At 58.0% G+C, this 15,441-nt stretch carries 12 protein-coding genes; 6 read left to right on the top strand and 6 right to left on the bottom strand.

What is annotated here, in order from left to right; all coding sequences use genetic code 11:
* Window positions 1-73: 73 nt before the first annotated feature.
* Window positions 74-1,300: a peptidase T gene (gene pepT, locus ACOYA6_RS04645; RefSeq protein ID WP_422654125.1), complete on the bottom strand. Its 1,227-nt coding sequence runs from the start codon at window positions 1,298-1,300 to the stop codon at window positions 74-76.
* Window positions 1,301-1,548: 248 nt separating this feature from the next.
* Between pepT and potA the strand changes: the two genes are divergently transcribed.
* The 4 genes from potA to potD are packed head-to-tail and all read left to right on the top strand — an operon-like array spanning window position 1,549 to window position 5,357.
* The gene (gene potA / locus ACOYA6_RS04640; protein WP_422654124.1) at window positions 1,549-2,685 is read left to right on the top strand and encodes a spermidine/putrescine ABC transporter ATP-binding protein PotA; all 1,137 of its coding nucleotides are present in this window, start codon (window positions 1,549-1,551) and stop codon (window positions 2,683-2,685) included.
* Entirely contained in the window at window positions 2,669-3,526 is an 858-nt protein-coding gene (gene potB / locus ACOYA6_RS04635) for a spermidine/putrescine ABC transporter permease PotB (RefSeq protein ID WP_138368693.1), read from the top strand. Before potA ends, potB begins: the two co-directional genes overlap by 17 nt.
* Window positions 3,523-4,314 carry a spermidine/putrescine ABC transporter permease PotC gene (gene potC, locus ACOYA6_RS04630; RefSeq protein WP_039028957.1) on the top strand — a complete coding sequence of 264 codons (792 nt, stop codon included), beginning with the start codon at window positions 3,523-3,525 and terminating at the stop codon, window positions 4,312-4,314. The genes potB and potC overlap by 4 nt, the downstream gene beginning before the upstream one ends.
* Window positions 4,311-5,357, top strand: a complete 1,047-nt coding sequence (gene potD, locus ACOYA6_RS04625) for a spermidine/putrescine ABC transporter substrate-binding protein PotD (protein ID WP_422654123.1) — start codon at window positions 4,311-4,313, stop codon at window positions 5,355-5,357. The genes potC and potD overlap by 4 nt, the downstream gene beginning before the upstream one ends.
* A 105-nt stretch (window positions 5,358-5,462) precedes the next feature.
* Here potD and cobB read toward each other — a convergent pair whose 3' ends face one another.
* From cobB to lolC, 5 genes are read right to left on the bottom strand one after another with little or no spacing between them, the layout of a single operon-like run.
* Window positions 5,463-6,284 carry a Sir2 family NAD+-dependent deacetylase gene (gene cobB, locus ACOYA6_RS04620; protein ID WP_422654122.1) on the bottom strand — a complete coding sequence of 274 codons (822 nt, stop codon included), beginning with the start codon at window positions 6,282-6,284 and terminating at the stop codon, window positions 5,463-5,465.
* Between the two features lie 15 nt (window positions 6,285-6,299).
* On the bottom strand, window positions 6,300-7,211 hold the full coding sequence (gene nagK / locus ACOYA6_RS04615; protein WP_422654121.1) for an N-acetylglucosamine kinase: 912 nt from the start codon (window positions 7,209-7,211) through the stop codon (window positions 6,300-6,302).
* A gap of 54 nt (window positions 7,212-7,265) precedes the next feature.
* Window positions 7,266-8,510 (bottom strand): lipoprotein-releasing ABC transporter permease subunit LolE, encoded by a 1,245-nt coding sequence (lolE, locus tag ACOYA6_RS04610; protein WP_039028953.1) that lies wholly within the window; start codon window positions 8,508-8,510, stop codon window positions 7,266-7,268.
* Window positions 8,510-9,211: a lipoprotein-releasing ABC transporter ATP-binding protein LolD gene (gene lolD / locus ACOYA6_RS04605; RefSeq protein WP_039028952.1), complete on the bottom strand. Its 702-nt coding sequence runs from the start codon at window positions 9,209-9,211 to the stop codon at window positions 8,510-8,512. The genes lolE and lolD overlap by 1 nt, the downstream gene beginning before the upstream one ends.
* The gene (gene lolC / locus ACOYA6_RS04600; RefSeq protein WP_039028951.1) at window positions 9,204-10,403 is read right to left on the bottom strand and encodes a lipoprotein-releasing ABC transporter permease subunit LolC; all 1,200 of its coding nucleotides are present in this window, start codon (window positions 10,401-10,403) and stop codon (window positions 9,204-9,206) included. Before lolC ends, lolD begins: the two co-directional genes overlap by 8 nt.
* Before the next feature lie 270 nt (window positions 10,404-10,673).
* Here lolC and ACOYA6_RS04595 point away from each other — a divergent pair, with 270 nt between their 5' ends.
* Both ACOYA6_RS04595 and mfd read left to right on the top strand, forming a co-directional pair.
* Window positions 10,674-11,747 (top strand): acyltransferase family protein, encoded by a 1,074-nt coding sequence (locus ACOYA6_RS04595; RefSeq protein WP_422654120.1) that lies wholly within the window; start codon window positions 10,674-10,676, stop codon window positions 11,745-11,747.
* Between the two features lie 118 nt (window positions 11,748-11,865).
* Window positions 11,866-15,312, top strand: a complete 3,447-nt coding sequence (mfd, locus tag ACOYA6_RS04590; RefSeq protein ID WP_138368686.1) for a transcription-repair coupling factor — start codon at window positions 11,866-11,868, stop codon at window positions 15,310-15,312.
* The last annotated feature ends 129 nt before the right edge of the window (window positions 15,313-15,441 follow it).

Raw genomic sequence — 15,441 nt, 5'->3', positions numbered from 1 at the left:
TGGTTTTTACGTTGCCGGGTGGCGGCTACGCCTTACCCGGCCTACGAATGGGCCCGGTGAACCGGGCAATTCTCTACTGCTGCTTCGCCGTTAACTCGGCAATGCGCACAATCACCTGCACGGCTTTCTCCATTCCCTCGAGCGTCACAAACTCATGCTTGCCGTGGTAGTTATAGCCGCCGGTAAAGAGGTTCGGGCACGGCAGTCCCATAAAGGAAAGCTGGGCGCCATCGGTGCCACCGCGGATCGGTTTGAGCTGGGGTTCGACGTCGCAGTCGCGCATCGCCTGCTGCGCCACCTCGAGGATATAGGGATGCTCGATCACCTTTTCGTGCATATTGTAGTAGCTGTCTTCAATGACCAGCTCAATGTAGCAGTCCGGGTGCAGCCCTTTACCCACCTTTTTGGCAATGTCCATCATCTTGCGTTTACGCGCTTCAAACCCTTCGCGATTGAAATCGCGGATGATGTAGTGCATGTCCGCGCGATCTACCGTTCCTTTGATGCTGGTGAGATGGTAGAAGCCTTCATAGCCGTCGGTTTTTTCCGGGCTTTCCTCCGTCGGGACTTCGGCATGAATGCGGGCCGCCAGCGACAGCGCGTTGACCATCACCCCTTTTGCGGTACCCGGGTGAACGTTATTGCCAACGATGCGGATATTCACCGAAGCGGCATTGAAGTTTTCAAACTCCAGTTCGCCCACTCCGCCGCCGTCGACGGTATAGGCCCAGCGGGCATCAAACGCCGCAACGTCAAAATGCTTCGCCCCTTTCCCCACCTCTTCATCGGGGGTGAAGGCGACGCGGATATCGCCGTGCGGGACGTTATTATTTTTCAGTACCGCCAGCGCGGTCATGATCTCGGCCACGCCCGCCTTATCATCGGCACCCAGCAGCGTTTTGCCGTCGGTGGTGATCAGGGTCTGGCCGAGCAGCTGGTGTAACACCGGGAACATCACCGGCGACAGCACTTCATCGCCGATACCGAGGGCGATATCACCGCCCCGATAATTCTCAACAATCTGCGGATTGACGTTTTTACCGCTAAAATCCGGTGAGGTATCGACATGGGAAATAAAGCCGATGGCAGGAATATCACCGCTGACATTCGCAGGTAGCGTGCCCATCACCGTCCCCTTTTCGCTTAAGGTCACGTTGATGAGGCCCATCTCCTCCAGCTGGTTTTTTAACAGCTGTAACAGTTTCCACTGGCCTTCGGTGCTCGGCACCTGGCGGACACCCGGCTTAGATTGGGTATCCAGCGATACGTACTGTAAAAAACGCTCAAGTAATTTATCCATGCAGTCACCCTCACTTTTTGTGACAACATTATCAATAAGCATCAAAACCCAAATATTGCGTCAGGTCACTATTATCCCGTAAACGAGAATATTTCCGTTTATCTCGCCGTTTGCTAATAAATGTAGCTTATCAATGGGTAACAAGGATTGGCGATTGCAGAGGTTTCCCGTAGAATGTCCGCCCTCATTACGTTTCACCAAGGTGGTTAACCACAAACCCCGCTGCGATAAGTATTTGCAGCGTCGATATGGGACTGAATCAAAAATTGAATACACAACCAGCTTCACTGTCACCGTTGGTGCAACTGGCCGGAATTCGTAAGAGCTTTGATGGAAAAACCGTCATTTCCGGCCTCGATTTAACCATCAACAACGGCGAATTTCTTACGCTACTTGGCCCATCGGGCTGTGGTAAAACGACAGTGCTTCGCCTTATCGCCGGGCTGGAAAACGTCGACCGCGGTCATATCCATCTGGAAAATCAGGACATTACTCAGGTTCCTGCTGAACACCGCCACGTTAATACCGTCTTTCAAAGTTACGCGCTTTTTCCGCACATGACGGTTTTCGAAAACGTCGCCTTTGGTCTGCGGATGCAAAAAACCCCCGCCAGTGAAATCACCCCACGCGTTACCGATGCCCTGCGCATGGTGCAGCTGGAGGAGTTTGCCCAGCGTAAACCGCACCAGCTTTCAGGCGGTCAGCAACAGCGTGTCGCCATCGCCCGCGCCGTGGTCAATAAGCCGCGCCTGCTGCTGCTGGATGAGTCCCTCTCCGCGCTGGACTACAAGCTGCGCAAGCAGATGCAGAACGAATTAAAAGCACTGCAGCGTAAGCTCGGGATCACCTTTGTCTTTGTCACCCACGATCAGGAAGAGGCCCTGACCATGTCCGATCGCATCGTGGTGATGCGCGACGGCAAGATCGAGCAGGACGGCACCCCGCGCGAGATCTACGAAGAGCCAAAAAACCTGTTTGTTGCCAGCTTTATTGGCGAAATCAACATCTTCAGTGCTACCGTTATTGAACGTCTCGACGACCAGCGCGTGCTGGCTAACGTCGAAGGCCGCGCCTGCAATATCTTCGTTAACTTTGCCGTAGAGCCGGGACAGCAGCTGAACGTCCTGCTGCGTCCGGAAGATCTGCGCGTTGATGAGATCCACGACGAAACCGAAGTTGAAGGGTTAATCGGCTATATTCGCGAGCGCAACTACAAAGGGATGACGCTGGAGTCGGTCGTTGAGCTGGAAAACGGCAAGATGGTGATGGTCAGCGAATTCTTTAACGAAGACGATCCTGATTTCGACCACTCGCTCAATCAAAAAATGGTCATTAACTGGGTAGAGAGCTGGGAGGTTGTGCTGGCTGATGAAGAACACAAGTAAATTCCAGAATGTGGTGATCGCCACTATCGTCGGTTGGCTTGTGTTGTTTGTCTTTTTACCCAACCTGATGATCATCGCCACCAGCTTCCTGACCCGTGACGACGCGCATTTCGTCTCGCTGGTCTTTACGCTGGATAACTACGCGCGCCTGCTCGATCCGCTCTATTTCCAGGTGCTGCTGCATTCGCTCAACATGGCGCTGATTGCCACCCTGGCATGCCTGATACTCGGCTATCCCTTCGCCTGGTTCCTGGCGAAGCTGCCGACGAAGGTGCGCCCGCTGCTGCTGTTCCTGCTGATTGTGCCGTTCTGGACCAACTCGCTGATCCGCATTTACGGCCTGAAGATCTTTCTCAGCACCAAAGGCTACCTGAACGAGTTCCTGCTGTGGCTGGGGGTGATTGATACCCCGATCCGCATCATGTTCACCCCCAGCGCGGTGATCGTCGGGCTGGTCTATATCCTGCTGCCGTTTATGGTGATGCCGCTCTACTCCAGCATTGAGAAGCTGGATAAACCCTTACTGGAAGCGGCAAGGGATCTGGGTGCCAGCAAAATGCAGACCTTTATCCGCATCATCGTTCCGCTGACCATGCCGGGGATCATTGCCGGCTGCCTGCTGGTGATGCTGCCGGCGATGGGTCTGTTCTACGTCTCCGACCTGATGGGCGGCGCCAAAAACCTGCTGATCGGTAACGTCATCAAGAGCCAGTTCCTGAATATTCGCGACTGGCCGTTCGGCTCGGCCACCAGCATCACCCTGACTCTGGTAATGGGCCTGATGCTGCTGATCTACTGGCGTGCGTCTCGCCTGCTTAACAGTAAAGGTGATCTTGAATGATCGGTCGACTGCTCCGGGGCGGTTTTATGACCGCCATATATGCGTATCTCTACATTCCGATCATTATTCTGATCGTGAACTCGTTCAACAGCTCGCGCTTTGGCATCAACTGGCAGGGTTTCACCACCCAGTGGTACAGCCTGCTGATGAATAACGACAGCCTGCTGCAGGCGGCGCAACACTCCCTGACGATGGCGATCTTCTCGGCCACTCTTGCCACCCTGATTGGCTCGCTGACCGCGGTGGCGCTCTACCGCTACCGTTTTCGCGGCAAGCCCTTCGTCAGCGGCATGCTGTTCGTGGTGATGATGTCTCCGGACATCGTGATGGCCATTTCGCTGCTGGTGCTGTTTATGCTGCTGGGAGTGCAGTTGGGCTTCTGGTCCCTGCTCTTCTCGCACATCACCTTCTGCCTGCCGTTTGTGGTGGTGACGGTTTACTCCCGTCTGAAAGGCTTTGACGTGCGGATGCTGGAGGCGGCAAAGGATCTCGGTGCCAGCGAGATGACCATCCTGCGCAAAATAATCCTGCCGCTGGCGATGCCCGCCGTGGCGGCGGGATGGCTGCTCAGCTTTACTCTGTCGATGGATGACGTGGTGGTTTCGTCGTTTGTCACCGGGCCGAGCTATGAAATTCTGCCGTTGAAGATCTATTCAATGGTGAAAGTCGGCGTCTCACCGGAGGTGAATGCGCTGGCGACCATTCTGTTGATGTTATCGCTGGTTCTGGTGATCGCCAGCCAGCTTATTGCTCGTGATAAAACAAAATCTCAGGGGACGTTAAAATGAAAAAATGGTCACGCCACCTGCTCGCGGCAGGCGCTCTGGTAATGGGTATAAGCGCTGCGCACGCGGACGACAGTAAAACGATCTATTTCTATAACTGGACCGAGTATGTGCCGCCAGGCCTGCTGGAGCAGTTCACCAAAGAGACCGGCATCAAGGTGATTTACTCGACCTACGAGTCGAATGAAACCATGTACGCCAAGCTCAAAACCTATAAAGAGGGCGCCTACGATCTGGTGGTCCCGTCGACCTATTTTGTCGACAAGATGCGCAAAGAGGGCATGATCCAGAAGATCGACAAAACGAAGCTGACCAATTTTTCAAACCTCGATCCGGAGATGCTCAACAAGCCGTTTGACCCGAATAACGACTACTCCATTCCGTACATCTGGGGTGCGACGGCTATCGGGATCAACAGCGAGGCGATGGATCCGAAATCGGTAACGAGCTGGGCCGACCTGTGGAAACCGGAGTATAAGGGCGGGCTGCTGCTGACCGACGACGCCCGCGAAGTGTTCCAGATTGCCCTGCGTAAGCTGGGTTACTCCGGTAACACCACCGATCCGAAAGAGATTGAAGCAGCCTATCACGAGCTGCAAAAACTGATGCCTAACGTCGCCGCCTTCAACTCCGATAACCCGGCTAACCCGTACATGGAAGGGGAAGTGAACGTGGGGATGGTGTGGAACGGTTCAGCGTACGTAGCGCGCCAGGCCGGTACGCCGCTTGAAGTGGTGTGGCCTGCCGAAGGTGGGATCTTCTGGATGGACAGCCTCTCTATTCCGGCCAATGCCAAAAACGTGGACGGGGCGCTGAAGCTGATTAACTTCCTGCTGCGTCCGGATGTGGCAAAACAGGTGGCAGAGACTATTGGTTACCCGACGCCAAACCTCGCCGCCCGCAAGCTGCTGAGCCCGGAGGTGGCAAATGACAAGTCGCTCTATCCGGATGCGCAAACCATCAGCAAAGGCGAGTGGCAGAACGATGTCGGCGACGCGAGCCGCCTGTATGAAGAGTATTATCAGAAGTTAAAGGCGGGACGTTAATTTCGTGCGGTCTGGGCCCCTCACCCTAACCCTCTCCCCATAGGGGAGAGGGAACTTTACACCCTCTCCCCTATGGGGAGAGGGCCGGGGTGAGGGGAAATATGCCTACAATCCCTTCAATAATTTATCCACGAATTCCGGCACCACAACGCTTGCCAGTCCGTAGGTTTTCTCTTCAAATTCGCTGCCCACCTGGCTCGGCTCAAGGTTTAACTCCACCGTGTGCGCCCCGTGCAGTTTCGCTTCGTGAACAAATCCTGCTGCCGGATAGACATGCCCGGAGGTGCCGATGGCGATAAACACGTCCGCCATCGCCAGCGCGCTGTAGATATCGTCCATCCCCAGCGGCATTTCGCCAAACCAGACCACGTGTGGGCGCAGCGTAGAGGGGAACTGGCAGCAGTGGCATTTGTCATCGCTGGTCACGTCGCCGGTCCAGTTAAAGACCTGCCCGCTGCTGGAACAACGCACCTTCAGCAGTTCACCGTGCATATGAATCACGTTGCGGTTGCCCGCGCGTTCATGCAGGTTATCGATGTTCTGCGTCACCAGCAGAAAGCGGTCGCCCAGCGCCTCTTCCAGCTTCGCCAGCGCCAGATGCGCCGCGTTAGGGGCGATCTCCGGCGACTGAAGCTGACGGCGGCGGGCGTTGTAGAACGCCTGCACCAGCTCAGGATCGCGGGCAAAACCTTCCGGCGTCGCCACGTCTTCAACCCGATGCTCTTCCCACAACCCGTCGGTCGCGCGAAACGTTCGAATGCCCGACTCGGCGGAGATCCCCGCCCCGGTCAGGACCAACACTCTTGGTTTTTCCATCAGTTCTGGCAGTGCCCCATCCTGGAAGAAGATTCGCTGGCGTAAGCGCTCACGCAAGCGGCGTTTGTTTTTGCGAAAACGGCTGAGTCGAAGTGACCGACGCGACAGCATAAAAACCTCGTATGGCTAACGGGTGAGATGGAGGAACGCGGCGCCGCGCATTCCCCCGGCATCGCCATGTCGCGCGCGCTCAATGCGCGGGACGCGGGCAACCGGCAACAGATGACGCGGCAACCGGCCGGACAATCGCTCGGCGATAGCCGTAAAGTTCGACAATCCTCCGCCGATCACCAGCAGGTCTGGATCGACAATGGTCAGGATGTTACCCAGACAGACCGCCAGCAGATCGAGATAGCGCTCGACGTGTGCAACGGCCTGTTCATCGCCCTGCTCCCACAGCGCAATGATTTCTGGTGCCTCACGTTTTTGATGATAGAAGTGTTCATAAAGCCATGCAAATCCACGGCCGGAGAGGTAATTTTCGATGCAGCCGTGCTGGCCGCAGCCGCAGCGGGTTAACGGGAAATCGCGCCCGACCACCTCCAGCGCGTCCACCGGGAGACGAATATGGCCAAACTCGCCGGTGATATAGCTGCGCCCGGTCACCGGTTTGCCGTCGACCACAATCCCCCCGCCAACGCCGGTCCCGAGGATCAGACCCATCACCAGCGGATACTGCTGGAACTCATCGTCCCAGGCTTCGGAGAGGGCAAAACAGTTGGCGTCATTGTCGAGGCGCACGTCGCGCTCAAGAAGACGTGTCAGGTCGGCGCGCAGCGGCTTGCCGCTGGCAGCAGGGACGTTGGCGGCATACAGCGTACCGTCGTCGGTTTCCGGCATCCCGGGAATGCCAATCCCGACAGTGCCCTTCACGCCGAAGAGCTCATCGGCCTGGGCCACCAGCGCGGCAATGGCGGTTAAAAATTCATCGTAGCTTTCGCGCGGCGTGGGAACACGGGTTTCCCACTGCAGCTTCAGGTTGGTATCAAATACGCCCAGCGCGATTTTGGTGCCGCCAATATCAAATCCGTAATACATAGTGCATTCCTCTTTCTGATTCAGCGGCCTCGCGACCACTAAATCATGACGTAATTACTGGCCACTTAATACCCTCGCCGGATCAATTCGGCTAGCGCGACGCGCCGGATACCAGCTTGCCAGCAGACTCAGTAAAAGTGCCGTTACCAGCACATAAAAAACGTCCAGCCAGTGCAATTCAGACGGCAGGAAGTCAATAAAATAAATATCGCCCGACAGGAACTGATGGCCGATCAGAGCCTCAATACCGTTGATAATCGGCGTCAGCTGCAGGGAAACCACCACGCCGATGACCACGCCGCACAGGCTGCCCAGCAGCCCCGCCAGCAGACCATACCAGACGAAGATGGCACGAATAAGACCGTCTTTTGCTCCAAGAGTACGCAGGACCGCAATGTCGCCGCTCTTGTCTTTCACCGCCATCACCAGCGTAGAGACGATGTTAAAGCAGGCCACACCAATCACCAGCACCATCGCCAGGTACATGATGGCGCGGATCATCTGGATATCGCGGTACATATAGCCGTAGGTGCCGATCCAGCTCTTGATGTAGACGTAGCTGTCGGTCACTTCTCCGGCGTCGCGCACCAGTTTGTTGGCGTTAAAGACGTCGTTCACCTTGATGGCGATGCCGGTGACGCTGCTGCCCATATCCAGATACTGACGGGCATCTTCCAGCGGCACCATGGCGAAGCTGTGATCCAGCTGGCCGCTCAGCTGCAGAATGCCGGTGACGTGCAGACGCACGCGCTTCGGCTGCTGCAGCTTATGATCGGCGCTGGCGTTTGGGATCATGATCGACACCCAGTCGCCCTGCTTCACCTTCAGCGCGTCGGCGACGCCCTTGCCGATAATGATCTGCTGATCGCCAGCCTTAAAGTTCGCCCAGGCCTCTTTCTGGATAAACTGCGGCAGCGCGCTGAGCTTCTCTTCCTGGCGCGGGTTGACTCCTTTCACCTGAATGGCGCGCAGGTTTGCGCCGCTCTCCACCAGCCCGGTGAAGTTGATGTACGGCGCAGCCGCGGCAATGCCCGGCACTTTTTCCACCTTGTTAAGGGCGTCGTTCCAGTTATTCCACGGCTGGTTAACCGGCTCGATTTCACCGTGCGGCACCACCGCCAGTATGCGGTTGTTCAGCTCACGCTCGAAACCGTTCATGGCGCTGAGGCCAACGATCAACACCGCCACGCCCAGCGCGATACCGATGGTGGAGATAACAGAGATCAGCGACACCATGCCGCTGCGACGGCGGCCCCGGCTGAAACGCAGACCAATAAGTAACGATAACGGTGAAGCCATCAATCTGCCCCCATCAGGGTCAGCTCGGTATTCAGATGCCCGTCACGCATCTCCAGCTGGCGGGACATGCGTTTCGCCAGCTGCAGATCGTGGGTCACCACCAGAAACGCGGTGCCCTGGGAGGCATTCAGCTCGCCGAGGAGCTGGAAAATGCTGTCGGCGTTGCGGGCGTCCAGGTTACCGGTCGGTTCATCTGCCAGCACCAGGCGCGGGTTGTTCACCAGCGCACGGGCAATTGCCACGCGCTGGCGCTCGCCGCCGGAGAGTTCCGAAGGACGGTGGTTGCCGCGATGGCCCAGCCCGACCGCCTTCAGCATATCGCTGGCGCGGGCGTTGATTTCAGCCGGTTTCTTTTTGCCGATCAGCAGCGGCATCGCCACGTTTTCCAGCGCCGTAAAATCAGGCAGCAGGTGGTGGAACTGGTAGATAAAGCCCAGCTCGCGGTTACGCAGGTCGGCTTTGGCGCTCGATGACATCGTACTCAGCGGGGTGCCGGAGAAGACTACGTCGCCAGAGGTTGGCGTATCCAGCCCGCCGAGCAGGTGCAGCAGAGTACTTTTGCCGGAGCCGGAGGTGCCGACGATCGCCATCATCTCCCCAACGCCTACGCTGAAACTGACATTGTGCAGGACATCCGTCTGCACCGTGCCTTCCTGATAGCGTTTGCACAGGTTGTCGCATTGCAACAGGATCTTATTCATAACGTAAAGCCTCAGCGGGTTGAGTGGCGGCAGCGCGCCATGAAGGATAAAGCGTGGAGAGTAAGGCAATGGCCATCGCAGCCAGCGCAATGCCCACCACCTGCAGCGGCTCAATGGCCACCGGCAGCGCCGCGCCGTCGAGCAGCGCGCCGATAATCGGCATTAAATTATTCAGCTGGCTGGCAAGCAGCGTACCGAGCACGGCGCCCAGCAGCGCTCCGACAATCCCGGCGCTGGCGCCCTGCACCATAAAGACCGCCATGATCTGCCGCGGCGTCAGCCCCTGGGTTTGCAGGATCGCCACCTCGCCCTGTTTCTCCATCACCATCAGGCCAAGGGAGGTAATAATGTTAAACGCGGCGACCGCCACAATCAGGCTCAGCAGCAGGCCCATCATGTTTTTTTCCATCCGCACGGCCTGGAACAGCTCGCCCTTGCGTTCGCGCCAGTCCTGCCATTTTGTCCCTTCCGGCAGCGTTTGCTGGCTTAAGACATCCACCTTCAGCGGCTCATTGAGCCACAGACGCCAGCCGGTGATATTACCGAGCGGATAGCGCATCAGACGCGACGCGTCCTGGATATTCACCAGCATCTGGTAGCCGTCCACTTCGCTGTTGGCGGCGAAGGTGCCGATCACGTTAAACAGGCGCTGGCTCGGCAGACGTCCCATCGGGGTGAACTGGCTGGCAGACGGCACCATCACCCGCAGCTGGTCGCCCCGATTGACGCCCAGCTGTCCGGCAAGCTGTTCGCCGAGGATGACGTTGTACTGGCCGGGAGCCAGATCGGTCTGTTTGACGTTAACCAGGTATGGCGTCAGGGGATCTTTTTGCGCCGGGTCGATGCCCAGCATCACACCCACCGCCACGCTGCGGGCGCTTTGCAGCACCACGTCACCGGAGGTGATCGGTGCCACGCGGCTGACGCCCTGCAGCTTCACGGCGCTTTCGGGCAGCTGCTGCGGATTAACCGACCCGTTGCTGGATGAGAGGATGGCCTGCGGCATCAGCCCCAGAATATTATTTTGCAGCTCGCGCTCAAAGCCGTTCATGACGGAGAGAACCGTCACCAGCGCCATCACGCCAAGCGTAATGCCAATGGTTGAAAGCCAGGAGACAAAGCGACCGAAGCGGTCCGCGGCGCGCCCACGCATATAACGCAGGCCTATGAATAGTGCGACAGGTTGGTACATGAAATCCGTCTGTTTGCTGATAGCAGACCCACGAGTATATAAGCGAATCCGCAAAGGGTAAATGACTGAAACCCTAAGCTTTGCTTACCGGTTGTCTGAAAAAGCACGATAAATCAGCGTAATAACCGCATCTGCCCGCAAGCCTGACGCCCGGGGTTGTTTGCAGCTTTTCTGAAAATCGTACGGATACAGACTCTTACCCATTACATCCTGCCCGCCGCCCAACACACTTACCCGTTCGAACAAGGTAACAACAGGACCCGGTAAGCGATGAAACAAAAAACACTATGGATTAACCAGATAAAGGGGCTCTGCATCTGCCTGGTGGTGATCTACCACTCGGTCATCACCTTTTATCCCCATCTGAACGCGCTGCACTCGCCGCTGTCGGCGCTGCTTGCCAAATGCTGGGTCTATTTCAATCTCTATCTCGCCCCGTTTCGCATGCCGGTGTTCTTCTTTATTTCAGGCTATCTGATCCGCCGCTATATCGACGAGGTGGACTGGAAAAACAGCCTCGATAAGCGGCTCTGGAGCATTGTCTGGGTTCTGATGCTGTGGGGCGTGTTGCAGTGGCAGGCGCTGACCCACCTCAACGCCTGGCTGGCACCGGAGCGCGAGCTTAACACCACCTCAAACGCCGCCTACGCCGACTCGCTGACCGGCTTTATCACCGGTATGCTCACCGCCAGCACCAGCCTGTGGTATCTCTATGCCCTGGTGGTCTATTTCACCCTTTGCAAGCTGCTGAGCCGCTGGAAAGTGCCGCTGGTCGGGCTGCTGGCCCTGGCGAGCATCGCCATTAACTTTATGCCGCTGCCGTGGTGGGGGATGAACAGCGTGGTGCGCAATATGATCTATTACAGCCTGGGAGCCTGGTACGGCGTGCAGCTGATGACCTGGATGCAGGCCAGGGTGTGGCGACGCGACTGGCTGGCGGTGGCGGCTTTTGCGGTGGTCTCCGTCGTGCTGTGGTTCGCGAACGTGCCCCTGCCGCTGTCGCTGCTCTCTATTTTACTGATCATGACCCTGTTCTCGCGCCTTGAGCAGCGCTTCGCCGTCGGGCCTGACAATCTGCTGAACGTGATTGGCTCGAACACCATTGCGATTTACACCACCCACCGCATTCTTATCGAAGGGATGAGCCTGTTTTTGATTCACGAGCTGAATGGCGGCGCGTGGCCGGTATGGGCAGAGCTGACCCTGGTGCTGTTCTACCCGTTTGCCAGCCTGCTGCTCTGCACGCTGGTGGGCCTGGCTGCCCGCAAACTCTCCACTGCGCTGACAGGGGATTTCTTCTTTACCCCGCCTGCCCGCCTGACGCCGGTTCAGGCCGCGCGCTAACGCCCCTCAGGGGGCGTCTTCACCCTGTGTGCGGTTACGGTTTGCTAATGTAAAACGATCAAGGATAATAAAGACATTGTGTATCAGTGATATGCCCATAAGAGATCCTGACAAAGCCATGCCTGAACAAAATCGTTTTTCCCTGCCCGGCAAAGCGGGCGACCAACGCCAGTTGGGTGAACTGACCGGGGCTGCCTGCGCCACGCTGGTTGCGGAAATTGCAGAGCGTCATCAGGGGCCGGTGGTGCTGGTCGCGCCTGACATGCAAAACGCCCTGCGTCTGCATGATGAGATCCGCCAGTTCACCGATCAGCTGGTCACCAGCCTTGCCGACTGGGAGACGCTGCCTTACGACAGCTTCTCGCCGCACCAGGAGATCATCTCCTCGCGCCTCTCCACGCTGTATCAGCTGCCCACCATGCAGCGCGGCGTGCTGATTGTGCCGGTTAATACGTTGATGCAGCGCGTCTGCCCGCACAGCTATCTGCACGGTCACGCCCTGGTGATGAAAAAAGGCCAGCGCCTCTCAAGGGATGGCCTGCGCGTGCAGCTCGACAGCGCCGGCTATCGCCATGTCGATCAGGTGATGGAGCATGGGGAGTACGCCACCCGCGGCGCGCTGCTTGACCTCTTCCCGATGGGCAGCGCACAGCCTTATCGTCTGGACTTTTTCGATGACGAAATCGACAGCCTGCGCCTGTTTGATGCCGACACCCAGCGCACGCTGGAGGAAGTGGAATCCATCAACCTGCTGCCGGCCCATGAATTCCCCACCGACAAAACCGCCATCGAGCTGTTCCGCAGCCAGTGGCGCGATAAGTTTGACGTCAAGCGTGACGCCGAGCATATCTACCAGCAGGTGAGCAAAGGCACCCTGCCGTCGGGGATCGAATACTGGCAGCCGCTGTTCTTCAGCGAGCCGCTGCCTCCCCTGTTCAGCTATTTCCCGGCGAATACCCTGGTGCTGAACACCGGCGATCTGGAGGCCAGCGCCAACCGCTTTGAGAGTGAAACCCGCGCCCGTTTTGAGAATCGCGGTGTCGATCCGATGCGTCCGCTGCTGGAGCCCGAGCTGCTGTGGCTGCGCACTGACGAACTGTTCAGCGAGCTGAAACGCTGGCCGCGCGTGCAGCTCAAAACCGAAAGCCTGCCGGATAAAGCCGCCAACACCAACCTCGCCTATCAGCCGCTGCCGGACCTCGCGGTGCAGGCGCAGAATAAATCGCCGCTGGATAACCTGCGTAAATTTCTCGAATCCTTTACCGGGCCGGTGATCTTCTCTGTGGAGAGCGAAGGCCGTCGTGAGGCGCTGGGCGAACTGCTCGGCCGCATCAAGGTGGCTCCGAAACGGATCCTGCGTCTGGACGAAGCCAGCGGGACCGGGCGCTACCTGATGATCGGTGCCGCCGAACATGGGTTTATTGATACCATCAATAATCTGGCGCTGATCTGCGAAAGCGATCTGCTGGGTGAGCGCGTGGCGCGCCGTCGGCAGGACAGTCGTCGCACCATCAATCCCGACACGCTGATCCGCAACCTGGCGGAGCTGCATACCGGCCAGCCGATTGTCCATCTGGAGCATGGCGTAGGCCGTTACGCGGGGATGACGACCCTGGAGGCCGGTGGCATCAAGGGCGAATACCTGATGCTGATGTACGCTAACGACGCCAAACTCTACGTGCCGGTCTCCTCCCTGCATCTGATCAGCCGCTACGCGGGCGGTGCGGAAGAGAACGCGCCGCTGCATAAGCTCGGCGGTGACGCCTGGGCCAGAGCACGGCAGAAAGCGGCGGAAAAAGTGCGCGACGTGGCGGCGGAGCTGCTGGATATCTACGCCCAGCGTGCGGCGAAAGCGGGCTATGCCTTCAAGCACGATAAAGAGCAGTACCAGCTGTTCTGCGACAGCTTCCCGTTTGAAACCACCCCGGATCAGGCCCAGGCCATTAACGCCGTCCTCAGCGACATGTGTCAGCCGCTGGCGATGGACCGGCTGGTCTGCGGCGACGTGGGCTTTGGTAAAACCGAAGTGGCGATGCGCGCCACCTTCCTGGCGGTGGAGAACAACAAGCAGGTGGCGGTGCTGGTTCCGACCACCCTGCTGGCGCAGCAGCACTACGATAACTTCCGCGACCGCTTTGCCAACTGGCCGGTGCGCATCGAGATGATGTCGCGTTTTCGCAGCGCCAAAGAGCAGGCGCAGATCCTGGAGCAGGCAAGCGAAGGCAAGATCGACATTCTGATCGGCACCCATAAGCTGCTGCAGAGCGACGTGAAGTGGAAAGATCTGGGGCTATTGATTGTCGATGAGGAGCACCGCTTCGGCGTTCGCCACAAGGAGCGCATCAAAGCGATGCGTGCCGACGTGGACATTCTGACCCTCACCGCCACGCCGATCCCGCGTACGCTGAACATGGCGATGAGCGGCATGCGCGATCTGTCGATTATCGCCACCCCGCCTGCCCGTCGTCTGGCGGTGAAAACCTTTGTCCGCGAATACGACAATCTGGTGGTGCGTGAGGCGATCCTTCGTGAAGTGCTGCGCGGCGGCCAGGTCTACTATCTCTATAACGATGTGGAGAATATCCAGAAAGCGGCCGACCGGCTGGCGGAGCTGGTGCCGGAAGCGCGTATCGCCATCGGCCACGGCCAGATGCGCGAGCGCGAGCTGGAGCGGGTGATGAACGACTTCCACCACCAGCGTTTTAACGTGCTGGTGTGTACCACGATCATTGAAACCGGTATCGATATTCCTACCGCCAACACCATCATCATCGAGCGGGCAGATCACTTCGGCCTGGCGCAGCTCCACCAGCTGCGCGGTCGCGTCGGGCGCTCGCACCATCAGGCCTATGCCTGGCTGATGACCCCGCACCCGAAAGCGATGACCACCGATGCGCAGAAGCGCCTGGAAGCTATCGCCTCGCTGGAAGATCTGGGTGCCGGTTTTGCGCTGGCCACCCACGACCTGGAGATCCGCGGGGCGGGTGAGCTGCTCGGGGAAGATCAGAGCGGCTCGATGGAGACCATCGGCTTCTCGCTCTATATGGAGTTGCTGGAAAACGCCGTCGATGCGCTGAAGGCAGGGCGCGAGCCGTCGCTGGAAGATCTCACCAGCCAGCAAACGGAAGTGGAGCTGCGCATGCCAGCCCTGCTGCCGGATGATTTTATCCCGGACGTCAACACCCGCCTGTCGTTCTACAAGCGTATTGCCAGCGCCAAAGACGAGGCCGGTCTCGACGAAATTAAGGTAGAGCTGATCGACCGCTTTGGCCTGCTGCCGGATGCAGCGCGTAACCTGCTGGATATCGCCCGGTTACGCCAGCAGGCGCAGAAACTGGGGATCCGCAAGCTGGAAGGGAATGAAAAAGGCGGCATGATTGAGTTTGCCGAGAAGAACCATGTCGATCCGATGTGGCTGATCGGCCTGCTGCAGAAACAGCCCCAGCACTACCGGCTTGATGGCCCGACGCGCCTGAAGTTCACCCAGGATCTGGCGGAGCGCAAAACCCGCATGGAGTGGGTGTGCAACTTTATGCGTCAGTTGGAAGAGAACGCCGTAGCCTGACCCCGTGCCGGGCGATGTTGATATCGCCCGGCATGATTTCCCCCGCGCAATTTACAACTCTTTGCAATCCACCTGGACTTCCCGACACACTCATTCGCCATAATTATCGATTAACGTTCAGATAATAAT

The sequence above is a fragment of the Leclercia barmai genome (assembly GCF_049312895.1).
Lineage (GTDB): Bacteria > Pseudomonadota > Gammaproteobacteria > Enterobacterales > Enterobacteriaceae > Enterobacter > Enterobacter barmai.
The sequence above is the reverse complement of the archived record's forward strand: the minus strand, read 5'-3'. Positions and strand labels throughout refer to the sequence as shown.

Excerpts from the sequence above, each read along its gene's own strand:
- pepT (WP_422654125.1), bottom strand. The coding sequence starts at position 1,300 with ATGGATAAATTACTTGAGCGTTTTTTACAGTACGTATCGCTGGATACC.
- potA (WP_422654124.1), top strand. The coding sequence starts at position 1,549 with ATGGGACTGAATCAAAAATTGAATACACAACCAGCTTCACTGTCACCG.
- potB (WP_138368693.1), top strand. The coding sequence starts at position 2,669 with ATGAAGAACACAAGTAAATTCCAGAATGTGGTGATCGCCACTATCGTC.
- potC (WP_039028957.1), top strand. The coding sequence starts at position 3,523 with ATGATCGGTCGACTGCTCCGGGGCGGTTTTATGACCGCCATATATGCG.
- potD (WP_422654123.1), top strand. The coding sequence starts at position 4,311 with ATGAAAAAATGGTCACGCCACCTGCTCGCGGCAGGCGCTCTGGTAATG.
- cobB (WP_422654122.1), bottom strand. The coding sequence starts at position 6,284 with ATGCTGTCGCGTCGGTCACTTCGACTCAGCCGTTTTCGCAAAAACAAA.
- nagK (WP_422654121.1), bottom strand. The coding sequence starts at position 7,211 with ATGTATTACGGATTTGATATTGGCGGCACCAAAATCGCGCTGGGCGTA.
- lolE (WP_039028953.1), bottom strand. The coding sequence starts at position 8,510 with ATGGCTTCACCGTTATCGTTACTTATTGGTCTGCGTTTCAGCCGGGGC.
- lolD (WP_039028952.1), bottom strand. The coding sequence starts at position 9,211 with ATGAATAAGATCCTGTTGCAATGCGACAACCTGTGCAAACGCTATCAG.
- lolC (WP_039028951.1), bottom strand. The coding sequence starts at position 10,403 with ATGTACCAACCTGTCGCACTATTCATAGGCCTGCGTTATATGCGTGGG.
- ACOYA6_RS04595 (WP_422654120.1), top strand. The coding sequence starts at position 10,674 with ATGAAACAAAAAACACTATGGATTAACCAGATAAAGGGGCTCTGCATC.
- mfd (WP_138368686.1), top strand. The coding sequence starts at position 11,866 with ATGCCTGAACAAAATCGTTTTTCCCTGCCCGGCAAAGCGGGCGACCAA.